Raw genomic sequence first — 19,519 nt, 5'->3', positions numbered from 1 at the left:
TATACATAAAACAGCATCGCCTACTGACGCTTGTTGGCATACAAAGCGTAATATTCTTTCGGAAGATAGTCCATATTAAGCCACCGGGCTTCCATTATTTCAAAGTTGCATTTTATGTCATAATCAGACGCGTGCGCCGCAAAAACTCGAACTGAAAATTTGGCATATGATTCATGAGAATTAACTTTTCCGAGATATCGCAGATTATGTATCTTTAATCCAATTTCTTCCAAGGTTTCTCTAGCGGCAGCCTGTTCATAACTCTCATTATGTTTCACCCCGCCTCCCGGTAGAGCCCACTTTTGGCGGCTAAAACGATTTTTGACCAGCAAAATATCACCATCATCACGATAAACAATCACCCGTACGCGGTCCTTCTGCGGTACAATCCTAAAAATTAGCGATATGACACATGCAATTCCACGAAAAATTGCCCGCTAGAATGAGCTGAACATCTCGCCAACTATTGATCCTTTGTGAGACATAATTAGTAAAAACTTTCTCCTTTGGCGACAGCTTATTCGGTAGTTACGCCGTCAAAATTTTCTTCGTTAGCCTCCGCTTCTTCACGCGTTGCCCGAACAATTCCATCTTTATGATGTGCTGGACTATATATCGTATAGAGCTTAAGCGGCTCTTCGCCGATATTTATCACATTATGCTCAGCTCCCGCCGGCACAATAATAGCACTACCGTCAGAAACAGCATATTCATTGCCGTCAATCAAAACCTTACCTTCGCCAGACTCAAATCTGAAAAACTGATCATTTTCCTCGTGAATCTCCGAACCAATTTCCCCGCCAACAGGCAGACTCATCAACACCAATTGGCAATGCTTCGCAGTATATAAAACCTGACGAAAATTATCATTTGCCAATGTGAGCTCTTCGATATTTCCACTAAAACCCTTCATAAATCCCCCTTCTATTTTTTTATTTAGCAGCTTTTTCCAAAGCGTCAATCAACGTCTGCTTCGGCTTCATGCCAATCATTTCAGCAACTTCCTCGCCGCCAACAAAAATCTTCATGTTTGGAATTCCCTGCACGCGATATTCCATAGCTAATTGCGCATTTTCCTGACTCGCTTCAGTGTCAACTTTAACAATGTCAAACTCTGTTTCTTCAGCAATTTGATGCAAAAGCGGCGCCATTGCGCGACATGGTGGACACCACGGCGCCCAAAAATCAACTAGTACAGGACCGTCGCTTTTTAGCACCTTATCTTCGAATTCTTGCTTCGTTGTAATTTCATATAAAGCCATTATTTCCTCCTTTTCTGGCATTTTTTACAAACTCCCGCCACAACCAACGGGCCGTCAATATAACAATCGCTAATTTCATGTGCAATCTGTTTTCTCATTTCATCGGCAATTTTAATATCCATCAAACCATCGCAATCGCTACACACAAAATGATCGTGATCGTCCTTACGAATATCATATCGCAAGCAGCCCTTTTTGGTCGATGGCGCCAAACCAATCACCCCATCGCCACACAGGCGCTGAGTTATTCGATGCACCGTCGTGTCACTAACTTCAGGATGAATGTTCCGCAATTCCTGAGCAATTTCCGCATTCGTCGCGTGATGCTTGCTCTTTAAAATCGCCATCACATCATTCGTGTATTTCGTTGATCGCCTAACAATTTGCGTCATATTCCTATTGTAAAGTATTTACAATAAATAAACAAGGGCTTTACTCCACAAATTGACTTATATCTATATATTCCATATAATAGTCAAAGTCTATGAACTCCCGACGGCGAGTTCCTCTAATGCATAATTTTGAATAATTAAGAACGCTCAGTTTTCTGTGCAGCTTATAAATATTAATTTATTATCGAAAGGAATTGATTTGAAAAACAAACCAAACAGCAAAGAAATATTTCGTCTATTTTGGAAAACGTCAGCGCCGTACAAACACCGTCGAAACTTGGCAATATTTTTTGCGATGCTGACTCTTGTGGTTACTATTTTTGTCGGTCCGCTCATAATTGCTCAGCTCCTTAGCATTATCCAACACAATCAACTGCACAACGCAAAAAATCTATGGACACTAATTGCTTTATATGGCGTCAATGGATTATGGTCGAGCGTCATCGGCTGGCGATTAGTCTTATATCTCGCCTGGACATTTGAAACCGCCATGCAACGAGATTTGTACGCTCGATGCTTTAGCAAACTGACCAATCAAACATTATTCTTCCATTCAAATAAATTCGGCGGATCGCTCGTTAGCCAAACAAATAAATTAGTCGGCGCGGTAGAAAGTTTTTGGGACACGATAATTTGGTCAGTTTTGCCGCTAGTTGTTTCGCTAGTCGGTTCAATAATCGTCTTATCGACCCTTCTTTGGCAATACGCGTTATTCTTACTAATCTTCTCAATTGTTTTCAGTATCGTCGTTTATTACGGGTCCAAGCCAATGGCGAAATTGACAAAAAAAGAAGCCAAATCCAGCAATAAATTGAACGGACAATTAGCCGACGTAATCTCAAACGTTCTAGCAGTCAAGTCGTCCGGCGCCGAAGCTACGGAACAGAAATTTTTCACAAAAACCGTCAACTCTTGGCGAAACTCAAGCCTCGACGTAATGCGCGGATTCTTAAAAGTCAGCACCGTGTATTCGTCAATCAACATGGTTATTAAAATTGGAGCAATCGCCTTCGCAGTGTATGCAGCTCAGAATAATTTGGTGTCCGTGGCGTCCGTTTATCTTATTATCACCTACACTGGAAGCGTCGCACATGAGTTGTGGAACATGAACGGAATTATGCGCAATTACAACCGAATTATCGGTAACGCAAATGACATGGTAGAAGTCTTACAAACGCCAACGACATTGATTGATAAAAGCGATTTGAAGCTAAAAGTTACAAACGGCGAAATTTCCATGGATAAAATAATTTTCACACACGACGAGGGTCAAGGCGACACTCTATTCCGCGACTTCTCTCTGGATATTAAACCGGGCGAAAAAATAGGTTTGGTCGGAGCGAGCGGTTCTGGAAAAACGACGCTCACTAAATTGCTATTACGCTTCGCTGATATTGACTCGGGAAAAATTACCATCGACGGACAAGATATTTCCGAAGTCACCCAAGCAAGTTTGCGCGCCAAAATCGCTTACGTACCGCAAGAGCCATTGCTATTCCACCGCTCCGTGCGCGAAAACATCGCTTACGGTCGACCTGATGCAACGGACGCAGAAATTGAAGAAGCCGCCAAAAAAGCTGGCGCTTACGATTTTATCATTGGACTTAAAGACGGTTTTGACACAATGGTTGGCGAACGCGGAACCAAATTATCCGGCGGACAGCGACAACGAGTTGCAATTGCTAGGGCAATCTTGAAAGATGCGCCAATTCTAGTCCTCGACGAGGCGACTTCAGCGCTAGATTCTGAGTCAGAAGCGTTGATCCAAAAATCCTTGGAAACGTTGATGGAGAATCGAACCTCAATTGTCATTGCCCATCGCTTATCTACAATTGCTAAGTTGGACCGTATAATTGTCCTGAAAAATGGGAAAATTGTCGAGGACGGATCGCATGATGAGCTCATCAATAAAAAACGCGGTGTTTACGCAAAATTATGGGCGCGACAATCTGGCGGATTCATCGAAGAATAATTAAAATCGCACATGCTAATTGTGATATAATTAGGATATGGAATCCTTTATTCACTTGATAACTAGCTTTGGTGTATTGGCAATTTTATCAGTAATTTTCGCAGAATCCGGTCTACTAATCGGCTTCGTCTTACCCGGCGACAGCCTGCTTTTCACCGCTGGATATATGGTTCAGCAAAACATTCTACACATTGACATCCACATTTTTGCACTTTTGGTTTTTGCAGCGGCAGTGCTGGGCGACAGTGTTGGTTATAGTTTTGGCCACAAAGTTGGACGCAAGCTGTTTGAAAAAGAAAATTCCCGATTCTTCAAGAAAAAATATTTGGAGCAAACAGAAAAGTTTTATGACAAACACGGCTCGGCGACAATCGTCCTGGCTCGATTTGTACCAATTGTAAGAACCTTCGCCCCAATCGTTGCCGGCGCTAGTAAAATGCACTATAAAACATTCTTAACTTTCAATCTTATCGGTGGATTTCTTTGGTCGTCAGCATTCGTTTATCTGGGTTTCTACGCTGGCGAGTTTTTGACCAAAGCAGGCGTAAATATTGAAGTTGCAGCAATCCTCATTATTTTCCTGTCTGTCTCACCAATGGCTATTCACGCTTTGAAACAGCCAAATACTCGCGCTTTGCTAAGAAAACAATTGTCAGTTCTCCTCTCAAAAACCAAGCGTAAAAAGTAGTCTTAAAGCATCTTTTTCAGATATTTGCCAGTGAACGAATTTGGCACTTTGGCGATATCTTCAGGCGTACCGCAAGCCACAACCGTACCGCCACCAATTCCGCCCTCTGGACCCATATCAATTATCCAGTCGGCTGACTTTATGACGTCCAAATTATGCTCAATAATAATCATGCTATTGCCGCCTTCAACCAATTGCTGTAAAATCCCCAACAGTCGTTTTACGTCAGCAGAATGAAGCCCAGTGGTAGGCTCGTCCAGAATGTACATAGTTTTTCCAGTAGAACGCTTGGAGAGTTCCGTTGCCAATTTAATTCGCTGCGCCTCACCGCCTGAAAAAGTAGTTGCTGGCTGACCAAGTTTAATATAGCCAAGCCCAACCTCAACCAACGTCTGAAGTTTACGTGCAATATTCGGCACGCTGTCAAAAAACTCCGCCGCTTGATCAATTGTCATATCCAAAACATCAGCAATCGTCTTGTCTTTATACTTAATTTCCAACGCCTCGCGATTGTAACGCTTGCCGTGACATTCATCACATTGAACGTAAACGTCCGGCAAAAAGTGCATTTCAATTTTTATCACACCATCGCCCTGACAATTTTCGCAGCGACCGCCTTTAACGTTAAAACTAAATCGTCCAGATTTATAACCTCGAACATTAGCCTCGGGTGTGCTGGCAAAAAGTTCGCGAATCGGCGTAAAAATCCCAGTGTAAGTTGCTGGATTAGAGCGCGGCGTTCGACCAATTGGCGACTGATCTATGACAATCGTCTTATCAAGCAAATTAACACCTTCTATGGCATCGTGCAATCCTGGCGCTGTCGTTGCGCGATTAAGTTCCGCCGCTAATTCCCGCGCCACAATGTCATTCACAAGAGTCGACTTTCCGCTACCAGAAACACCAGACACTACAGTCATCAACCCCAAAGGAAATTCCACATCAATGTTCTTAAGATTATTTTCGCGAGCGCCACGAACAATCAGCTTTCTATCTTTCACAACTTTGCGACGCTTTTTCGGAACGACAATTTTTTCCGCCCCAGATAAATAGCGCCCCGTTATGCTGTTCTCATTTTTCGCAACAATTTCAGGCGTCCCCATTGCCACTACTTGACCGCCATTCACACCAGCACCTGGCCCCATATCAACCAGAAAATCACTCTGGCGAATCGTGTCCTCGTCATGCTCGACCACCAGCACAGAATTTCCCAAATCTCGAAGACGCTTCAACATATCAATCAGCTTATCGTTGTCACGTTGATGAAGCCCAATTGACGGCTCGTCTAGCACATAAAGTACGCCCTGAAGTCCAGCGCCAATTTGCGTCGCCAAGCGAATTCGCTGCGCCTCGCCACCACTAAGCGTGTTAGCCGCTCGACTTAGTTCCAAATAGTTCAGCCCAACATTACTCATAAACGCCAAACGAGATTTAATTTCCTTCACAATCAAGCGAGCAATCGTTATTTCTTGCTCAGTCAATTGAAGCTTATTGTCAAACAAATCCAATGCATCATCGACACTTAAATCGCACACGTCAACAATATTCAATTCATGAACCGTCACCGCCAAAACTACAGGTTTCAGGCGCGCACCTTTACAGGCATAACAATCCCTCTCGCGCATAAATCGCTCAATATCTCGTCGCATAAAATCGCTATCAGTTTCTTTCCAGCGTCGCTCCAGATTAGGAATAACGCCCTCGTAAGTCGTATCATAATGTCGACCGCCACCCAAATCAACGCGATATTTTTGGTCGCCAGTTCCGTATAATATTTTATGTTTAATATCATCAGAAAGCTTGCCTACGGGAACTTTCAAGCTAAATCCGTGAGCTTCAGCAACAGACGCCAATCGTTTCATATTCCAAGCGTCAGAATTCATTCGATTATACGGTCGAATCGCGCCTTCGGAAATCGTCAAATTGTTATTAAAGACCAATTCTGGATCGACCTCCAACCTCGATCCCAAACCCGTACACACAGGACAAGCTCCCTGCGGCGCGTTAAAACTAAACAATCGCGGCTCCAGCTCTGGAATATCGACATCAGGATGATCAACACAAGCGTATCTCTGCGAAAACGTCTTCACTTCATCACTATCCGCATCCAAAACCTCGATAACCCCCTGACCTAAGTCCAGCGCTTGCTCAACGCTCTGGCTTAGTCGAGATCGCATTTCCGCCGTCAACGCCAACCTATCAACCACCAACTCGATGTTATGCTTGTAACTTTTTTGCAACTCCGGAAATTCATCCAGCGCGTACACCACGCCGTCCACGCGAACCCTGGCATAACCAAGCCGCTGATATTGCTCCGGAATATGCGCAAACTCACCTTTTTTATTCTTAACAATTGGCGCCAATAGCAGAATTCGCTTATCAACAAATTGCCGCAGAATCTCGTCAATAATCACCTCGGTCGTGCGACGCGTCACTTCATTGCCACAAATCGGACAATGGGGCACGCCAATTCGCGCAAACAAAAGTCTCAGATAATCATATATTTCGGTAACTGTAGCCACGGTAGATCGCGGATTGCGGCTGGTCGACTTCTGGTCAATTGAAATCGCTGGACTAAGCCCTTCAATCGAATCAACATCAGGCTTATCCATCGTCCCCAAAAACTGACGCGCATAAGAATTAAGACTCTCCATATAACGGCGCTGACCCTCGGCATAAATCGTGTCAAATGCCAAACTAGATTTCCCAGACCCACTAAGCCCCGTAATCACCACCAGCTGATCTCGCGGAATCTCAATATCTACATTTTTCAGATTGTGCTCACGAGCACCTTTAACACGAATTACCTCTGTCATAACCGCTATATTATACAGGTTTTTAACTATTTTTTCCAGTCCAACCGTCGACGCAAATCAGAGTTAAAACACATTACGCTTATGATTGCAAGTCAATATCTTATTTGCTACAGTTAGATCTATGAGAAAGCTGGGCATTTACTTAGTTATAACACTCGGAGCGATACTACTCGCGCCTTTTGTGATCGACCAACTTTTTTTCTTCTTTTTCCTAGGAAAAATCCCCTTCACGAACATCAGCCTGCCCGCAATTTTAATGGTTATTTTCTGGGCAATTATCGTACCGTTGGCAATCATCCTCAGAGAATCACTTTCTGTCCTGTTTTGGAAGTTCATTGATATTGCCAGCGAAATCGCGCAACGACGAATCAACAGAAAAATCCGCTATTTTACACCAAACCAAAAAAGCGAACTTATTTTATTGTCAATTTATCTACTTTCCAGTACGAAAAAGAGCAAGCCTGATCATGAAGTCGAAGCACAAAAGCTCGCTCCATCTATGAGTTAATTTTACAGTCGTTTTCTTAGCGCTAATCCGCTAGCTACAACGGCGATAACAGCTAACCCACTAACTAGCCAAATAGAGTTTCCTGTTTCCGCAAGAGTGCTTGAAGATTTTCCTGGTTTTTTACTGGAAGTGGATGACGATGCCGCAGTAGTTGAAGTACCCGAAGATGAAGAGCCTACGGATGGAGCGACAGCTCCGCTCGTACCTGAGCCGGCACCACCAGGAGTTACAGGCGGGGGTGTTGGTAGGGTTGCTAGGCGATAGATATTATGATCTGGCGACACGGCCAACAGTTTGCGACCGTCAGCTGACATAGCAACCTTATCGCCAGTACGAGTCTGAAAAGCTTCATTGCCCCATTTCTGCCAAGTTTTACCGCCGTCAGTCGACGTAAGCATTGGTCCAGGCCAATCGTCCGGAGAAGCAGGCTGTAGTGTAGCTATTATTTTTTTACCATCATTACTGATATACTCTATCTCATTAGCATAGTCACTACCCACCTGAGGGTACTCTGGGATTAAAGACCAGCTAACACCCCCATCCAAAGACATATTCCAGCCATCAGTCATGCTCTTAGCGTCATCACTAAACACCACATCTCGAACCGCCTCCTCTTTTATGACCGACCAGGTCACGCCATAATCAGTCGACCATTCCAAAAAAGATCTGGTATAATCTCTGTATACCATTTTCCCGCCATTAAATATTCTACTAGGACACTTATTACCCTTCTGGACCCACGTCTGCCCGTTATCAGTAGAAATATAAAGAGGTGGAGCACCCCACCGACCACACCTAGCCAAAATAGAACCATCAGGACTCATATATACAGTATCTGAATTATTACTCAGGACCGTCCAATTACGTCCACCGTCAATTGATATGTTATTTGTAGAGCCATCACTTACAATTATCTTAGAGCCGTTTACGTTCACTGCCGTAAGGTAATATGAACCATCCGGGGCGTTGAAGTTGCCCCAACTCGCCCCATCATCCGAAGACACAAAAAGCTTGGCTTTATTAGTTCCGTAATTTACACGTAGGGCAAATATTTTTGACCCATCCCTACTAATACTCACGTCTCGCAGACGATCATCTCCCGGTATAACTATATCCTTCCACGTATACTTAGGAGGCTCCTCCGCCCTAACCAAAGGCGACAGGATCGCCGACACTGATAGTGCAAATGCAAATATTAAGGATAACATCCCCCTGTGCATTATGTATTTTTTACTCTTAGTTAACATTACCCCTCCAATTTGTTTTTTTCACTACACAAAGCTATTACCAGTATTTTAGCATAACCAGTATTTAGAGTCATTTTCTTCATTCAATAATAAAACTATTGCGACCATGCTTAAATAACACCAAAAAGAGCGAGCTTGATAATATCTACAGTTGCTTTCTCAATACTAATCCGCCAGCAACTACAGCAACTGCAAGTCCGCCGATTAGCCAAACAGAGACTCCTGTTTCGGCAAGGTTTGATGATGTTTTTTCTGGTTTCTTATTGGAAGTGGATGATGATGTGGTGACTGAAGTACCTGAAGACGAAGAGTCTGCGGATGGGGTGGCGGGAGTATTTGGGGCGACAGAGATAGGTTCGTCAACAACGCCAAAATAAAATACTCCGTTAATAGCATCGTTTATAGAGCTGTCACTATCATTATCATCTGCATCGACTGCATTATACAAAACTGTGGTCAGCGCCTTGCCTGCGACAACCCCACTCTTAATCGTGAACTCACCAGTAGCGTCCTGCAAATCCCCAACAGGACTCCTTCTATATACCTTCAACTTTAATGGATCATACTTATTAGCAAGGGTTATCGTGATATTCGAAGACCCTAGCCCAGTAGTAATGTTCTGACAATTAACCTTAAAACGCAGCCCTCCCAAAATTTTAACCTGCGAATCAGCCACTGTAATGCCGTCAGACGACAGAGGATCTACAGATGAAGAGTCTATATTGTAACAATATAGCGAGTTAGTTGATATGATGGACTTAGCGACAGAGTCGTCAGTATTCGCAGGAGTAGGCTTTACACTTACATCAAACGACCTAGATTGAGGAACGGGCACCGTTGCTAATCGATAAACCCCTGTTGTTGACATTGCAAAAATCTTAGAGCCGTCAGACGACATTGAGATATTGCGCCCTTCAAAAGATTCACCGCCCCATTGCTGCCATGTCTTGCCGCCATCCACAGAATGAGCCACTGGAGACCACGAAGGAGAGTAGCTGTTCGGCTCAAAGACAGCAAATAGTTTTTTACCATCATTACTAATACCTAATTCCGAAACAATATTATCAGATTGCTTACCCGGAATTACCGACGTCGAAGTCCAGCTAGACCCACCGTCCAGCGATACCTTATTGCCATTAAATATACTGCTTCCATTAGTACTAAATGATGCCTCGTCGGCGACACCAGAACTAACAGTAATCCAGGTTGCGCCATAATCAACAGATTTTTTCACCAAATTGACATCTTGATCCATGCGAATCATCTTTCCGCCATTGAATATAGCGCTAGGTTCTTCTTTACCCTTTTGAATCCAAGTTTGCCCATCATCATTAGAAACAAAAAGATCCTCGGTTGCATATACATATTTAGCCAAAATAGCTCCGTCAGGACTCATGAACAAATTGTCACTATTAGACACCGGAGAGGCGGCCTTAATCCAGTTGCGACCACCATCAGTTGATACATAAATAGAATTTTCTCCATATTTCCCCCTTATTATCAACTTAGAGCCGTCCGCACTAACCATTAGACCATAAGCTCTATCTGGAGCTATAAAAGTACTCCAGCTTACACCATCATCTTCAGAGACAATAAGCTGCCTTTTACTAGATGACCCCGGAACCGCCTGTAGGATAAACAATTTCGAACCGTCCGGACTGATTTTAGACTCACTAAAATATCCATTCGGTATCACTATATCTTTCCAGGCATAGCTAAGTAACGTCTCAGCCTTGACTAAGGGTGAGAATATTGTAGACAGAGAGAATACAGAAATAAGGACGAAAGCCAACGCATTTCTATATACCCTATGTTTTTTTCTCGCAGATAACATGGGGTGCCTTTCTTTGGTGTATTGAAATAGCTTTTCTAGATATTACCATATGAACACCTACCGGTCAACGACAATCCGCTAGCCACACTCTGGGCGAAATGATGTCGTTTTTCTACGGCCGTTTTCTTAGGACTAATCCACCAGCTGCGATAACCACAATAGCTAATCCGCCAACTAGCCAAACAGAGGATCCTGTTTCCGCAAGGTTGGATGATGATTTTTCTGACTTCTTACCTGAGGAGATAGAGATAGTGGATGTAGTAGATGAGGATTCTGAAGTCGAGGAAGAGCCTGTGGATGGAGCTGTTGGAGTGATAGTTCCACCTGCACCTGTACCGGTGCCGCCGGGAGTTGCAGGTGTAGGTGTCGGTAGAATTGCTAGGCGATAGACGGACTTATAATCTGGATCCGTAAATTGTGATGTTGCGAATACTCTAGAGCCATCAGCAGACATAGAAACTGATGAGAAAGAAACCCTCTCGTCACCCCATTTCTGCCAAGTTTTACCTCCATCTGAAGATACAAAAACCGGTACAGTTGGGGTGCCATCAAATGTAGCAAATAGTTTTTTACCGTCGTTACTAATGCCGCTCAACACGACATTACGTATGTCGTCTATAGGATACTCGGGCAACTGAACCCAGTTAGCGCCGCCATCTATAGACGTATGAAAGCCGTCGAACACACTTTTGCCGTCAGAACTGAAGCTAGTACGACCAGCAGAACCCCCAATTGCAGACCAAGTCATGCCATAGTCGGTAGATTGTCGTAATGTACCGTCATTACTCCGGCGAGCCATCTTTCCACCGTTAAAGACATAGTCGGGATATTCATCTCCCTTTGGGACCCAAGTATTGCCGTCATCAGTAGATACTGCCATAGGATCATTATAGAGACTATGTTCCCAGTATGTGACCAGCGTGGAGCCGTCTGGACTCATCAATACACGCGCAGTATCAGGAACAAACGAATTACGCTTAACCCAAGTTCGACCACCATCGGTAGAAACATAGATGGCATTTTCACCATACTTCCCCTTTACGACCAATTTAGAGCCATCGGAGCTAACTAGTAGTCCATTTGCACCCTCTGGTGCAGCGAAAGTGCTCCAGCTTGCACCATCATTCGCAGAGACCAGAAGATTAACACTACCGCTAACTAAATCACTACGCAAGACAAAAAGCTTTGATCCGTCCGGACTAACACGCGATTCCGAAATATCCCCCTGTCCAGGTATAGTTATATCCCTCCAAGTATACAGCGGCGCATTTTCCGCCTTGGCGAACGGTGCTAATACTACGGACAAAGAAAGTGCGAACATGGAAATAAATACCATCACACTTACATATAATTTATGACCCCTACTCTTAAATGACATCAGAGCCACCCTCCTTAAATTAAATTGCCTAATTAATATTCCACTTTTTATCTAATTGCTTCAATTTTAGCATAACCGCATTTCAGGCGTCAACAGAAGGTAAGACCGATTCCAACCATAGCTGCAATTCTTGCAAAATAAACTGCTGTTCATCAGTCGCGCTAGGCGCTAATCGTTGCAGAGATTTCATAAATTGCGGCAGTTGCGCCTGTAAATGCTCAGCGCGCCATTCTTCCCATTGTCGCAACTCATCTTCGCTCAGCAAATTAGGAAAACTTCGCGCTTTATAATGCAGCAATAGTGGCGACAATCGTTCATCCTGAAAATCCGGATGAAAATCAGCCAATTCGCGCTCGCCAGCATTACGTACGGCTTCAACGCGAACTCGATCACTATTGTCCAAAAACCCGTCATACAGTTGCGCTTCTGGATCGGTCATTTTCTTAAACTCTGGCCTATTCTCAAATATACTACGCAACCTTTCGGCAAAATCTGGATGAGAAAGTAAAATATCTTGGTGCTTCTGTACAGTTTCCGCATCCAGAGAAATCTTCTTCCAGCCATCGCCCTGAGTCAACACACCAAGCGGCGAAACTGTCGGGCAACGATTATATTGCAATTCCTTAACTGGCAATTTAACGAAATCCTCAGCTTGCCTTTCTTCCCACGTTGCAAATATCTTCGCCGACAATTCCTCAACGCCCAGATCAACAAATGGCGTCGGATCATATCGCAAATCATAAACAATCACGCCACCATTTCGACTCGTGGTTAGCGGAAAAGCCACGGTCGTTTTGGCGAATTCCTTGTCATATCGACCGCTCGCATAAACAAAAGGTTTCTTATCATCGACGTTCACCAATTTCTGCACCAATTTCTTATCGCGCATCTTCAACAAATAGTCGTACATTTGCGGCTGATTCTGCTTAATCAATTTAGTCACAGCAATCAACGCCGTCACATCCGCCAGCGCGTCATGGGCGTTTTCATGCTCTATTCCGTTAGCTTTCGTAATGAGCTCCAAGCGGTTGCTCGGCTCGCCTTTATCGTCAATTGGCCACTCAATTCCCTCAGGTCGAAGCGCCCTGGTTAAGCGCACCACGTCCAACAAATCCCACCTGGATCGACCGTCTTTCCAAGTCCACTCATATGGATCGTAAAAATTCCGCCAAAACAAATGACGAATAAACTCGTCGTCAAAACGGATATTATTAAATCCAACAGCAATCGTATCAGGCGTAAATATTTCCTCGCTTAACATACGCGCAAATTGAGCCTCAGTATAGCCTTCTTCGACAGTTTTTTGCGGCGTTATACCCGTCACTATCAACGCATCAGGACTCGGCAGCGTATCGTCATTTAGTGTCACGAGAATATTGTATGGTTCACCAATCGGCTGCAAATCCATATCGGTTCGCTGACCGGCAAATTGCATAATTCGATCTTGCCTGGGATTAAGACCGCTAGTTTCAAGATCGTAGAAGAAAAATGTTTGCGCCATATTTACATTATACCATCAAGCTCACGCTAATTTACACCAACAGAATCTATTGCTCGACCAATGTAAACGGCATAGATTCGCCAATCTGAATCAAGCTTTCACCAATCGCCCCTTGACGCAACAATTCGTGAGTAATTCCCATTTTTCGCATAATATCTCGCAAGCGATTAACGGATTCGAATTGGTCAAAGTTAGTGCGACGAGCAAATTTTTCAATCTTAGCGCCCGTAACAATAAACTCAATCTTCTCATCTTCATCGTCAATCTCATTAGATTCAGCATCAGAAACTCGCCTTACAGACCAAGCGTCAGAAACAACCTGATCATCCAACGAAATTGTCGGCAAATCTTCCTCTTTTTCATCAACAATCTCAGCTTCACGCTCTCGATATTTAGTAACTTCATCACGCAACATTCGTAAAATCTCAGTCACTCCGTCGTGCGTCTGGGAAGAAATCGCCACAACCGGCGCGCCATTAGCTACTTTTTGAAGGGCAGTCGACTGCATAGCAATAATCTCATCATCCAAGCCTTCGCATTTGGTCAGTGCTATTATTTCTGGACGCTCTGCCAATGATTCAGAATATTTTTCCAGCTCGCGACGAATTGCCTGATATTTCTCTGCCGGATCATCACTATACACATCAATCATATGAAGCAGCACGGCCGTTCGCTCGACATGACGCAAAAATTGATCGCCCAAGCCTTTACCTTCTGATGCACCTTCAATCAACCCCGGAATATCAGCGATCAAAATCGACCCATCGTCAACATCGGCAACCCCCAAATTCGGCGTCAAAGTAGTAAATTCGTAATTAGCAATCTCTGGACGCGCATTAGAAACCACGCTCAGGAACGTCGACTTACCAGCGTTCGGAAAACCAACTAAACCAACATCAGCCAATAATTTCAATTCCAACTCTGCTTCAAATTCCTCGCCAGCCTCACCAAGTTCAGCAATTTTAGGCGTTTGGCGTGTACTAGACGTAAAGTGTGCATTTCCAAATCCACCGTCTCCACCACGAGCCACCACTGCCTGCTGCTGATCTTCGGTCAAATCCGCAATTACCATGCCGTCGCGCTTCACTAGAGTACCCATTGGTACCTTAACAATTAGCGGCGCACCACTTTTTCCTCGTTTATTACGTTTTCCGCCATCGCCGCCTTTTTCAGCCTTAAGTTCCGGTTTATATCTAAAATTCAAAAGCGTGTTAAGATCTTTCGTCGCCAAAAAAACAATATCACCACCACGACCGCCATCACCGCCATCGGGACCACCCTTATCGACGTATTTCTCATGACGAAAACTGACTACACCATTACCGCCTCTACCGGCGCGCACTAAAACTTTTGCAATATCTACAAACATATCTTTAGTATACCAAAAAGCACCCCATCGGTCGACGGGGTGTTACACTGGTGTCATTTTAAATTTTAGTGAATGAAGTTATAGCGACCAGCCTCAGCAAGCGGTACGGTACGAGAAGAGATAATATTATAGCCCGCATAATTCATATCTGAAACATAGATATTCTGACCATCTACTCGCTCCACGATACCGACGTGCCCATAGCCATAGCCGCCCCAAGTATTCTGTATAATAGCACCCGGCGCTGGAACATTGTTAACCACGAGCCCAGCAGCACGAGCACTAGCACTCCAAGCCTTAGCATGACCCCAAAAACTACCAATTGGACGACCAAGCTGCAAACGACGCTCGTATGCATACCATGTACAGTTACCCGCTGCATAGCGGTTGCCGACAGAAGCAGTCAACCAGCTTCGACTCGCGCTCGTAGTAGTCGACGACGAAGAATATCGATTGCCATATGACCTACTTCGCGGAGCGACATAACCAGGTCGCTCATTTTCTGGAAGCTCACCTCCAGGCAACACAATCCTAGAGCCAGCAGACAACTTAACGCCGTCATCGATGTCATTGTATAGAACGACGCGCTCAGCACTCGTCTTATACTTTTCTGCTAGAGATTGGGCAGTATCGCCGTCTTTAACAGTATAAACAACACCGTCAACAAGAGGCACAACTAGAGTCTTATTCGGCTCTACAGCGTCCGAAGTTGTATTATTAGCCCAACGAAGCGTCTGAGATGAAATCTTAAACTTCTTAGCAATAGACTCCATCGTGTCACCCTCTTTGGTTATGTAAGATGAAATACCACGAGCCGCCGAAGTGTCTGGCTTAACAATGTCAGGTTTTGTTATAACTTCTGCATCATTCTGAGAAAGATTCTTCTTAATTGTTAGTGAAGTTTCGGACTCGCGCAAGTCACCAGCCGAAGGCAATTCTGCCGTTTCTGCCAAGTTAGTCACAGCATTAGCTGCCGTTAATTCATCTACTGAAGTTGTTTTAGACTTAGCAGACTTAGACACCGACGAGACACCAGTAGTTTCAGATGATGCTAAAGTTTTTGATCTTTCAGCAGATACATTACTACCGCTATTGCCGTAGACCAAAAATGATATAGTCAATAAAAATATTCCACCGTAGATTGCAAATGATTGCAGTTTACGTTTTTTACTCCGAAGAGATGTAAAATGGTTACGAATAATCGTTCTCCTTGCGCCAATGTTACCACTAGCACCTCTACCAAATTGTCTTTCTTCTCGCAATAGAACAGGATATGTTGTCGACCTAATTGATTATTATTATTCTACATTAGTTTTGCTATATCCGTAGCGACAATTTTGGCAGGTCATTTATCGTAATTCACCCCCCTATTGATAAATTAGACAAATGATCTAACATCTATTTTACACAACATTGACAATAAAGTCAATAAATTTTATAAAATGCGTTTTTGTCAAGAAATCTGACACTTCTTTTGACAATGAGTCTTGATATTAGACTCATGCTCTTCGTTGGTTTTCGCAAAATACGTAGTATCATCGTCGCCGCTCAGGAAATATAGATAATCAGAGTTTATCGGGTCAGCAGCGGCATTCAACGCGCTCAAACTGGGCGAAGCAATTGGTCCAGGAGTTAAGCCTTTTTGAATGCGTGTATTATATGGCGATTTAAGGTTTGGCGAGCGCTCTACCCCTGTTTTGTCAGCAATATATTGATATGTTACATCAGAGCCAAGCGGCATATTGGCTTTCAGGCGATTGTAAAATACGCTAGCAATCTTACGCTGATCCTCGCAAGTTTCCACACCAGACCCACAGCCGATCGACTCGCGCTGGATAATCGATGCTAGAGTTATCCCTTGATACAAAGTTAGTCCTCGAGCCTTAAATTTACCCTCTAAATTATATTTCTTAACAATTTTCTCCAAATGATCAATTGAGCGTTGTAAAACCTGTTCTGCGGTTTCATCCGGGGAAATATAGAATGTTTCACCATAAATATACCCCTCAAGCCCAGCATTTTCCGGTCTACCCGCAAAAACTGGACTGTCATACTTAGCGGCAAATGCCTTTTTTATCTGATCGTCCGAGAATCCCGCCTTAAGCAACACGGATTCAACTTCTCTGCCGTCAGAATTCTTCATTTTTTTATTCAAAGTCGATCCAGGATAAAATGTTATAGCAATCTCATCAGTTTTACCGCTGGTCAAATGATTAATTATCTCATCGACAGATTGCGAAGATTTTACAGAATAAACGCCAGCCTTGAACTTACTCGCTGAGTTATGAAGCCTTGTGTAAATAGAAAATGCTAAAGAGTTTTTGATAATTTTATTATCCTCTAAAGTTTTGGCAATATCACTAGACCCCATACCTTCTTTAATATTAATCCTGAAAGCTTGCCGACTATTTACATCAACAGGAGAAAGCATCTGCTTGTACCACACTGTTGCCCCAAGAGTGCCGATTCCAGCGATAGCCACAACTATTGACAACACTAATAGCCAAATACGTTGTTTACGAATTTTCATAATTCTCCTCCAAAAAGTCCTGCAAAATTATGCTAGCAGCCTCCGCATCAATCTCGCCCTTATCTTTAATTTTATTCCCCAATCTCTGCTCAGCCTGCACGCTCGTTAAAGATTCATCTTGAAAAACAATCTCCGTATCAAGCTCAATGTCTTCAAATTGCTTAACAAATTCTTCTACAAATTCCGTCTGCTTTGTTGGTTCGCCAGATTGATTTCGTGGATAGCCCACTACGATCGTATCAATATCGTGCCTCAATACTAGCTCTGTTATTTCCTGGACGATATTTTCATTATTCTCCAACCAACCAAACGGCACAGCGATCTTCACTTGCGAATCCGCCATAGCCAAACCAATTCGCCGAGATCCAACATCCAGCGCTAAGAAGTTTTTACTTGACATCTTTTATCTTAAACTCGACATTAATCTTATTGACATCTTTTGGAACAGATTTAACCCAGAATGGCGAGAATTTAACATCGACGTCTTCAACACCTTCGATAGATTCAATAGCAGACTGAACCTCTCCGTAACTCTTACCTTTGGCTTGATCCTTTACGTTCGCTTCTTTAATATCTGGGCCAACCTTGCCATTCGTAGTTAAACGCACAGTCTGTACATTATGCGCCTTAGAAAATTGCGAGAACGCAACCTTGTTTACTCCATTGTCATAAATTCTCTGCGACTTCTTACCAGAAATCTCCTCTTTAAGCTTTGCTTCCACAAAGTTTTTTAGCTCACTCTTATCAATAGCTAATGCGCTGGCGGTAATTGTCGATTTCAGAGTTACAGCTCCAGTCGCTTCGCCGTCTACCGCTACACTTGAGTTAGGATCTGATCGATTTTCAACGTAGCTTTCCGTTATAACCGTTGCCGAATCGCCGAATGATGACAACAATTGCTCCTTTAATCCATCAATCTTCTTTTCGCTCAGCTTGCTTTTTGCCGATTCTATATCACTAGCCGTCACAACCGTTGCAGTTTTATCGGTACCGCCACTAGTAGCAGACCGTAGCGACGCAGAAATGTCATCAACCGAAATACTCATACTACCAGTTGCCGCATTATACTGAGCTCCGCCCTCACTTGCGGTAATAGACCCAGAAGCAGATCCCGGACATTTATATCCTGGACAACTCCAACCCAACGTAGCTCCTGGGACAGCCACAGAAGAATTCAAAGTATAAGATAGTCCACTATTTTTCAAGATTGTGCCAGCTGAAATAGTCACACTACTTGACGACGAGTTACTGAAGACAACTACTCCAGTAGCTTTTTCTCCGACATTCTTCTTGCCCGTAGCAGAAAATTCAACACTAACTTCCTTTGCTAATTCTTTCTTTACAGACTTAATGACATTAGATCTTGCGCTTGTAGTGGCTGTTTCATTCAAGCTGACGGTATCACTGACTGTCATGCTAGTAGTCTTTGCTGAAATAACAACCGTGGCATGTGGAGCAAACCAAATTGCCCAAACCAAAAATACAATCAAAAGTAAGGTACCACCGCCTATCAATAAGAACTTCTTACGAAATGTATTAAAATCAGGGACTTTCGGTTTTTTAACCATCTTTTTCAGAGAGTCCAACCCCTTAGACTCCTTCTTGTTTTCGTCAGCTATAACATTATCTACGGCAGAGTCTTCATCGGATTTCTTTGATCTTTTCGCGGAATCCGCCATATCTCCAACTGCCAGTTTGCCGCCATCAATCACATCATTGTCGTCATCAACTTTCAGAACTGGAATCTCCGCAATTTCTGGCTTGCTCTGAAGCGTTTTTGCAATAGGAATTTTCGCGGTTGCCGCCAATCCAGCCAAAACCGAATCATTCGTGATTAATACAATTCTCTTATCCGCCGAAGTTGCCGCCCGAGCTAGTAATCGAATATTGACCGCACTCTGTAAAACGCCAATTCTTCGAGGCGGCACTAACGCAATAATTCTCTCTTTCGACGCCTTAATCTTACTAATTATCGTCGTAATGTCGTCTTCTACATCGATATAAATAACGTCTTTATTCATT

17 protein-coding genes are annotated in these 19,519 nt (G+C 43.6%); 3 read left to right on the top strand and 14 right to left on the bottom strand.

Translation table 11 applies throughout. From position 1 onward, the window contains the following. Positions 1-20: 20 nt before the first annotated feature. From LRM49_RS01060 to LRM49_RS01045, 4 genes are all read right to left on the bottom strand, one after another. Positions 21-389 (bottom strand): NUDIX hydrolase, encoded by a 369-nt coding sequence (locus LRM49_RS01060; protein WP_338140685.1) that lies wholly within the window; start codon positions 387-389, stop codon positions 21-23. Positions 390-517: 128 nt separating this feature from the next. Continuing rightward, positions 518-913, bottom strand: coding sequence for a cupin domain-containing protein (locus LRM49_RS01055; protein ID WP_243778025.1), 396 nt, complete (start codon positions 911-913; stop codon positions 518-520). A gap of 19 nt (positions 914-932) precedes the next feature. After that, positions 933-1,262: a thioredoxin family protein gene (locus tag LRM49_RS01050; protein WP_129637096.1), complete on the bottom strand. Its 330-nt coding sequence runs from the start codon at positions 1,260-1,262 to the stop codon at positions 933-935. Next, the gene (locus LRM49_RS01045) at positions 1,262-1,654 is read right to left on the bottom strand and encodes a transcriptional repressor (RefSeq protein WP_243778024.1); all 393 of its coding nucleotides are present in this window, start codon (positions 1,652-1,654) and stop codon (positions 1,262-1,264) included. Before LRM49_RS01045 ends, LRM49_RS01050 begins: the two co-directional genes overlap by 1 nt. 199 nt (positions 1,655-1,853) lie before the next feature. Between LRM49_RS01045 and LRM49_RS01040 the strand changes: the two genes are divergently transcribed. Continuing rightward, positions 1,854-3,626, top strand: coding sequence for an ABC transporter ATP-binding protein (locus LRM49_RS01040; protein ID WP_243778023.1), 1,773 nt, complete (start codon positions 1,854-1,856; stop codon positions 3,624-3,626). Positions 3,627-3,663: 37 nt separating this feature from the next. Then, positions 3,664-4,314 (top strand): DedA family protein, encoded by a 651-nt coding sequence (locus tag LRM49_RS01035; RefSeq protein WP_243778022.1) that lies wholly within the window; start codon positions 3,664-3,666, stop codon positions 4,312-4,314. 2 nt (positions 4,315-4,316) lie between these two features. On the opposite strand, the gene uvrA is transcribed toward LRM49_RS01035, so the two are convergent. Beyond that, the gene (gene uvrA / locus LRM49_RS01030) at positions 4,317-7,130 is read right to left on the bottom strand and encodes an excinuclease ABC subunit UvrA (RefSeq protein ID WP_243778021.1); all 2,814 of its coding nucleotides are present in this window, start codon (positions 7,128-7,130) and stop codon (positions 4,317-4,319) included. 121 nt (positions 7,131-7,251) lie between these two features. On the opposite strand from uvrA, the gene LRM49_RS01025 reads away from it, so the two are divergent. Continuing rightward, positions 7,252-7,638 (top strand): hypothetical protein, encoded by a 387-nt coding sequence (locus LRM49_RS01025; protein WP_243778020.1) that lies wholly within the window; start codon positions 7,252-7,254, stop codon positions 7,636-7,638. A 2-nt stretch (positions 7,639-7,640) separates the two neighbouring features. Here LRM49_RS01025 and LRM49_RS01020 read toward each other — a convergent pair whose 3' ends face one another. The 9 genes from LRM49_RS01020 to LRM49_RS00980 all read right to left on the bottom strand — a co-directional run bounded on the left by LRM49_RS01020 (position 7,641) and on the right by LRM49_RS00980 (position 19,518). Next, positions 7,641-8,717, bottom strand: a complete 1,077-nt coding sequence (locus LRM49_RS01020) for a WD40/YVTN/BNR-like repeat-containing protein (protein ID WP_243778019.1) — start codon at positions 8,715-8,717, stop codon at positions 7,641-7,643. Positions 8,718-9,030: 313 nt separating this feature from the next. Beyond that, positions 9,031-10,677, bottom strand: a complete 1,647-nt coding sequence (locus LRM49_RS01015; RefSeq protein ID WP_243778018.1) for a WD40/YVTN/BNR-like repeat-containing protein — start codon at positions 10,675-10,677, stop codon at positions 9,031-9,033. A 154-nt stretch (positions 10,678-10,831) separates the two neighbouring features. Further along, positions 10,832-12,097, bottom strand: a complete 1,266-nt coding sequence (locus tag LRM49_RS01010; protein ID WP_243778017.1) for a WD40/YVTN/BNR-like repeat-containing protein — start codon at positions 12,095-12,097, stop codon at positions 10,832-10,834. A gap of 82 nt (positions 12,098-12,179) precedes the next feature. Beyond that, positions 12,180-13,598 (bottom strand): exodeoxyribonuclease I, encoded by a 1,419-nt coding sequence (gene sbcB, locus LRM49_RS01005; RefSeq protein ID WP_243778016.1) that lies wholly within the window; start codon positions 13,596-13,598, stop codon positions 12,180-12,182. Between the two features lie 46 nt (positions 13,599-13,644). After that, complete coding sequence (obgE, locus tag LRM49_RS01000; RefSeq protein ID WP_243778015.1) at positions 13,645-14,967, bottom strand: GTPase ObgE; 1,323 nt, start codon at positions 14,965-14,967, stop codon at positions 13,645-13,647. Positions 14,968-15,032: 65 nt separating this feature from the next. Continuing rightward, positions 15,033-16,229: a LysM peptidoglycan-binding domain-containing protein gene (locus tag LRM49_RS00995; RefSeq protein WP_243778014.1), complete on the bottom strand. Its 1,197-nt coding sequence runs from the start codon at positions 16,227-16,229 to the stop codon at positions 15,033-15,035. Between the two features lie 191 nt (positions 16,230-16,420). Then, a complete protein-coding gene (gene mltG, locus LRM49_RS00990; RefSeq protein WP_243778013.1) occupies positions 16,421-17,497 on the bottom strand; it encodes an endolytic transglycosylase MltG in 1,077 nt (358 codons plus the stop codon). After that, positions 17,484-17,897, bottom strand: coding sequence for a Holliday junction resolvase RuvX (gene ruvX, locus LRM49_RS00985; protein WP_129631399.1), 414 nt, complete (start codon positions 17,895-17,897; stop codon positions 17,484-17,486). Before ruvX ends, mltG begins: the two co-directional genes overlap by 14 nt. Further along, positions 17,887-19,518: a hypothetical protein gene (locus LRM49_RS00980; RefSeq protein ID WP_243778012.1), complete on the bottom strand. Its 1,632-nt coding sequence runs from the start codon at positions 19,516-19,518 to the stop codon at positions 17,887-17,889. Before LRM49_RS00980 ends, ruvX begins: the two co-directional genes overlap by 11 nt. Position 19,519: the final 1 nt, after the last annotated feature.

Source organism: Candidatus Nanosynbacter sp. HMT-352 (assembly GCF_022819365.1).
Classification (GTDB): domain Bacteria; phylum Patescibacteriota; class Saccharimonadia; order Saccharimonadales; family Saccharimonadaceae; genus Nanosynbacter.
The sequence above is the reverse complement of the archived record's forward strand: the minus strand, read 5'-3'. Positions and strand labels throughout refer to the sequence as shown.

Excerpts from the sequence above, each read along its gene's own strand:
- LRM49_RS01055 (WP_243778025.1), bottom strand. The coding sequence starts at position 913 with ATGAAGGGTTTTAGTGGAAATATCGAAGAGCTCACATTGGCAAATGAT.
- LRM49_RS01050 (WP_129637096.1), bottom strand. The coding sequence starts at position 1,262 with ATGGCTTTATATGAAATTACAACGAAGCAAGAATTCGAAGATAAGGTG.
- LRM49_RS01045 (WP_243778024.1), bottom strand. The coding sequence starts at position 1,654 with ATGACGCAAATTGTTAGGCGATCAACGAAATACACGAATGATGTGATG.
- LRM49_RS01035 (WP_243778022.1), top strand. The coding sequence starts at position 3,664 with ATGGAATCCTTTATTCACTTGATAACTAGCTTTGGTGTATTGGCAATT.
- uvrA (WP_243778021.1), bottom strand. The coding sequence starts at position 7,130 with ATGACAGAGGTAATTCGTGTTAAAGGTGCTCGTGAGCACAATCTGAAA.
- LRM49_RS01025 (WP_243778020.1), top strand. The coding sequence starts at position 7,252 with ATGAGAAAGCTGGGCATTTACTTAGTTATAACACTCGGAGCGATACTA.
- LRM49_RS01010 (WP_243778017.1), bottom strand. The coding sequence starts at position 12,097 with ATGTCATTTAAGAGTAGGGGTCATAAATTATATGTAAGTGTGATGGTA.
- sbcB (WP_243778016.1), bottom strand. The coding sequence starts at position 13,598 with ATGGCGCAAACATTTTTCTTCTACGATCTTGAAACTAGCGGTCTTAAT.
- obgE (WP_243778015.1), bottom strand. The coding sequence starts at position 14,967 with ATGTTTGTAGATATTGCAAAAGTTTTAGTGCGCGCCGGTAGAGGCGGT.
- mltG (WP_243778013.1), bottom strand. The coding sequence starts at position 17,497 with ATGAAAATTCGTAAACAACGTATTTGGCTATTAGTGTTGTCAATAGTT.
- ruvX (WP_129631399.1), bottom strand. The coding sequence starts at position 17,897 with ATGTCAAGTAAAAACTTCTTAGCGCTGGATGTTGGATCTCGGCGAATT.
- LRM49_RS00980 (WP_243778012.1), bottom strand. The coding sequence starts at position 19,518 with ATGAATAAAGACGTTATTTATATCGATGTAGAAGACGACATTACGACG.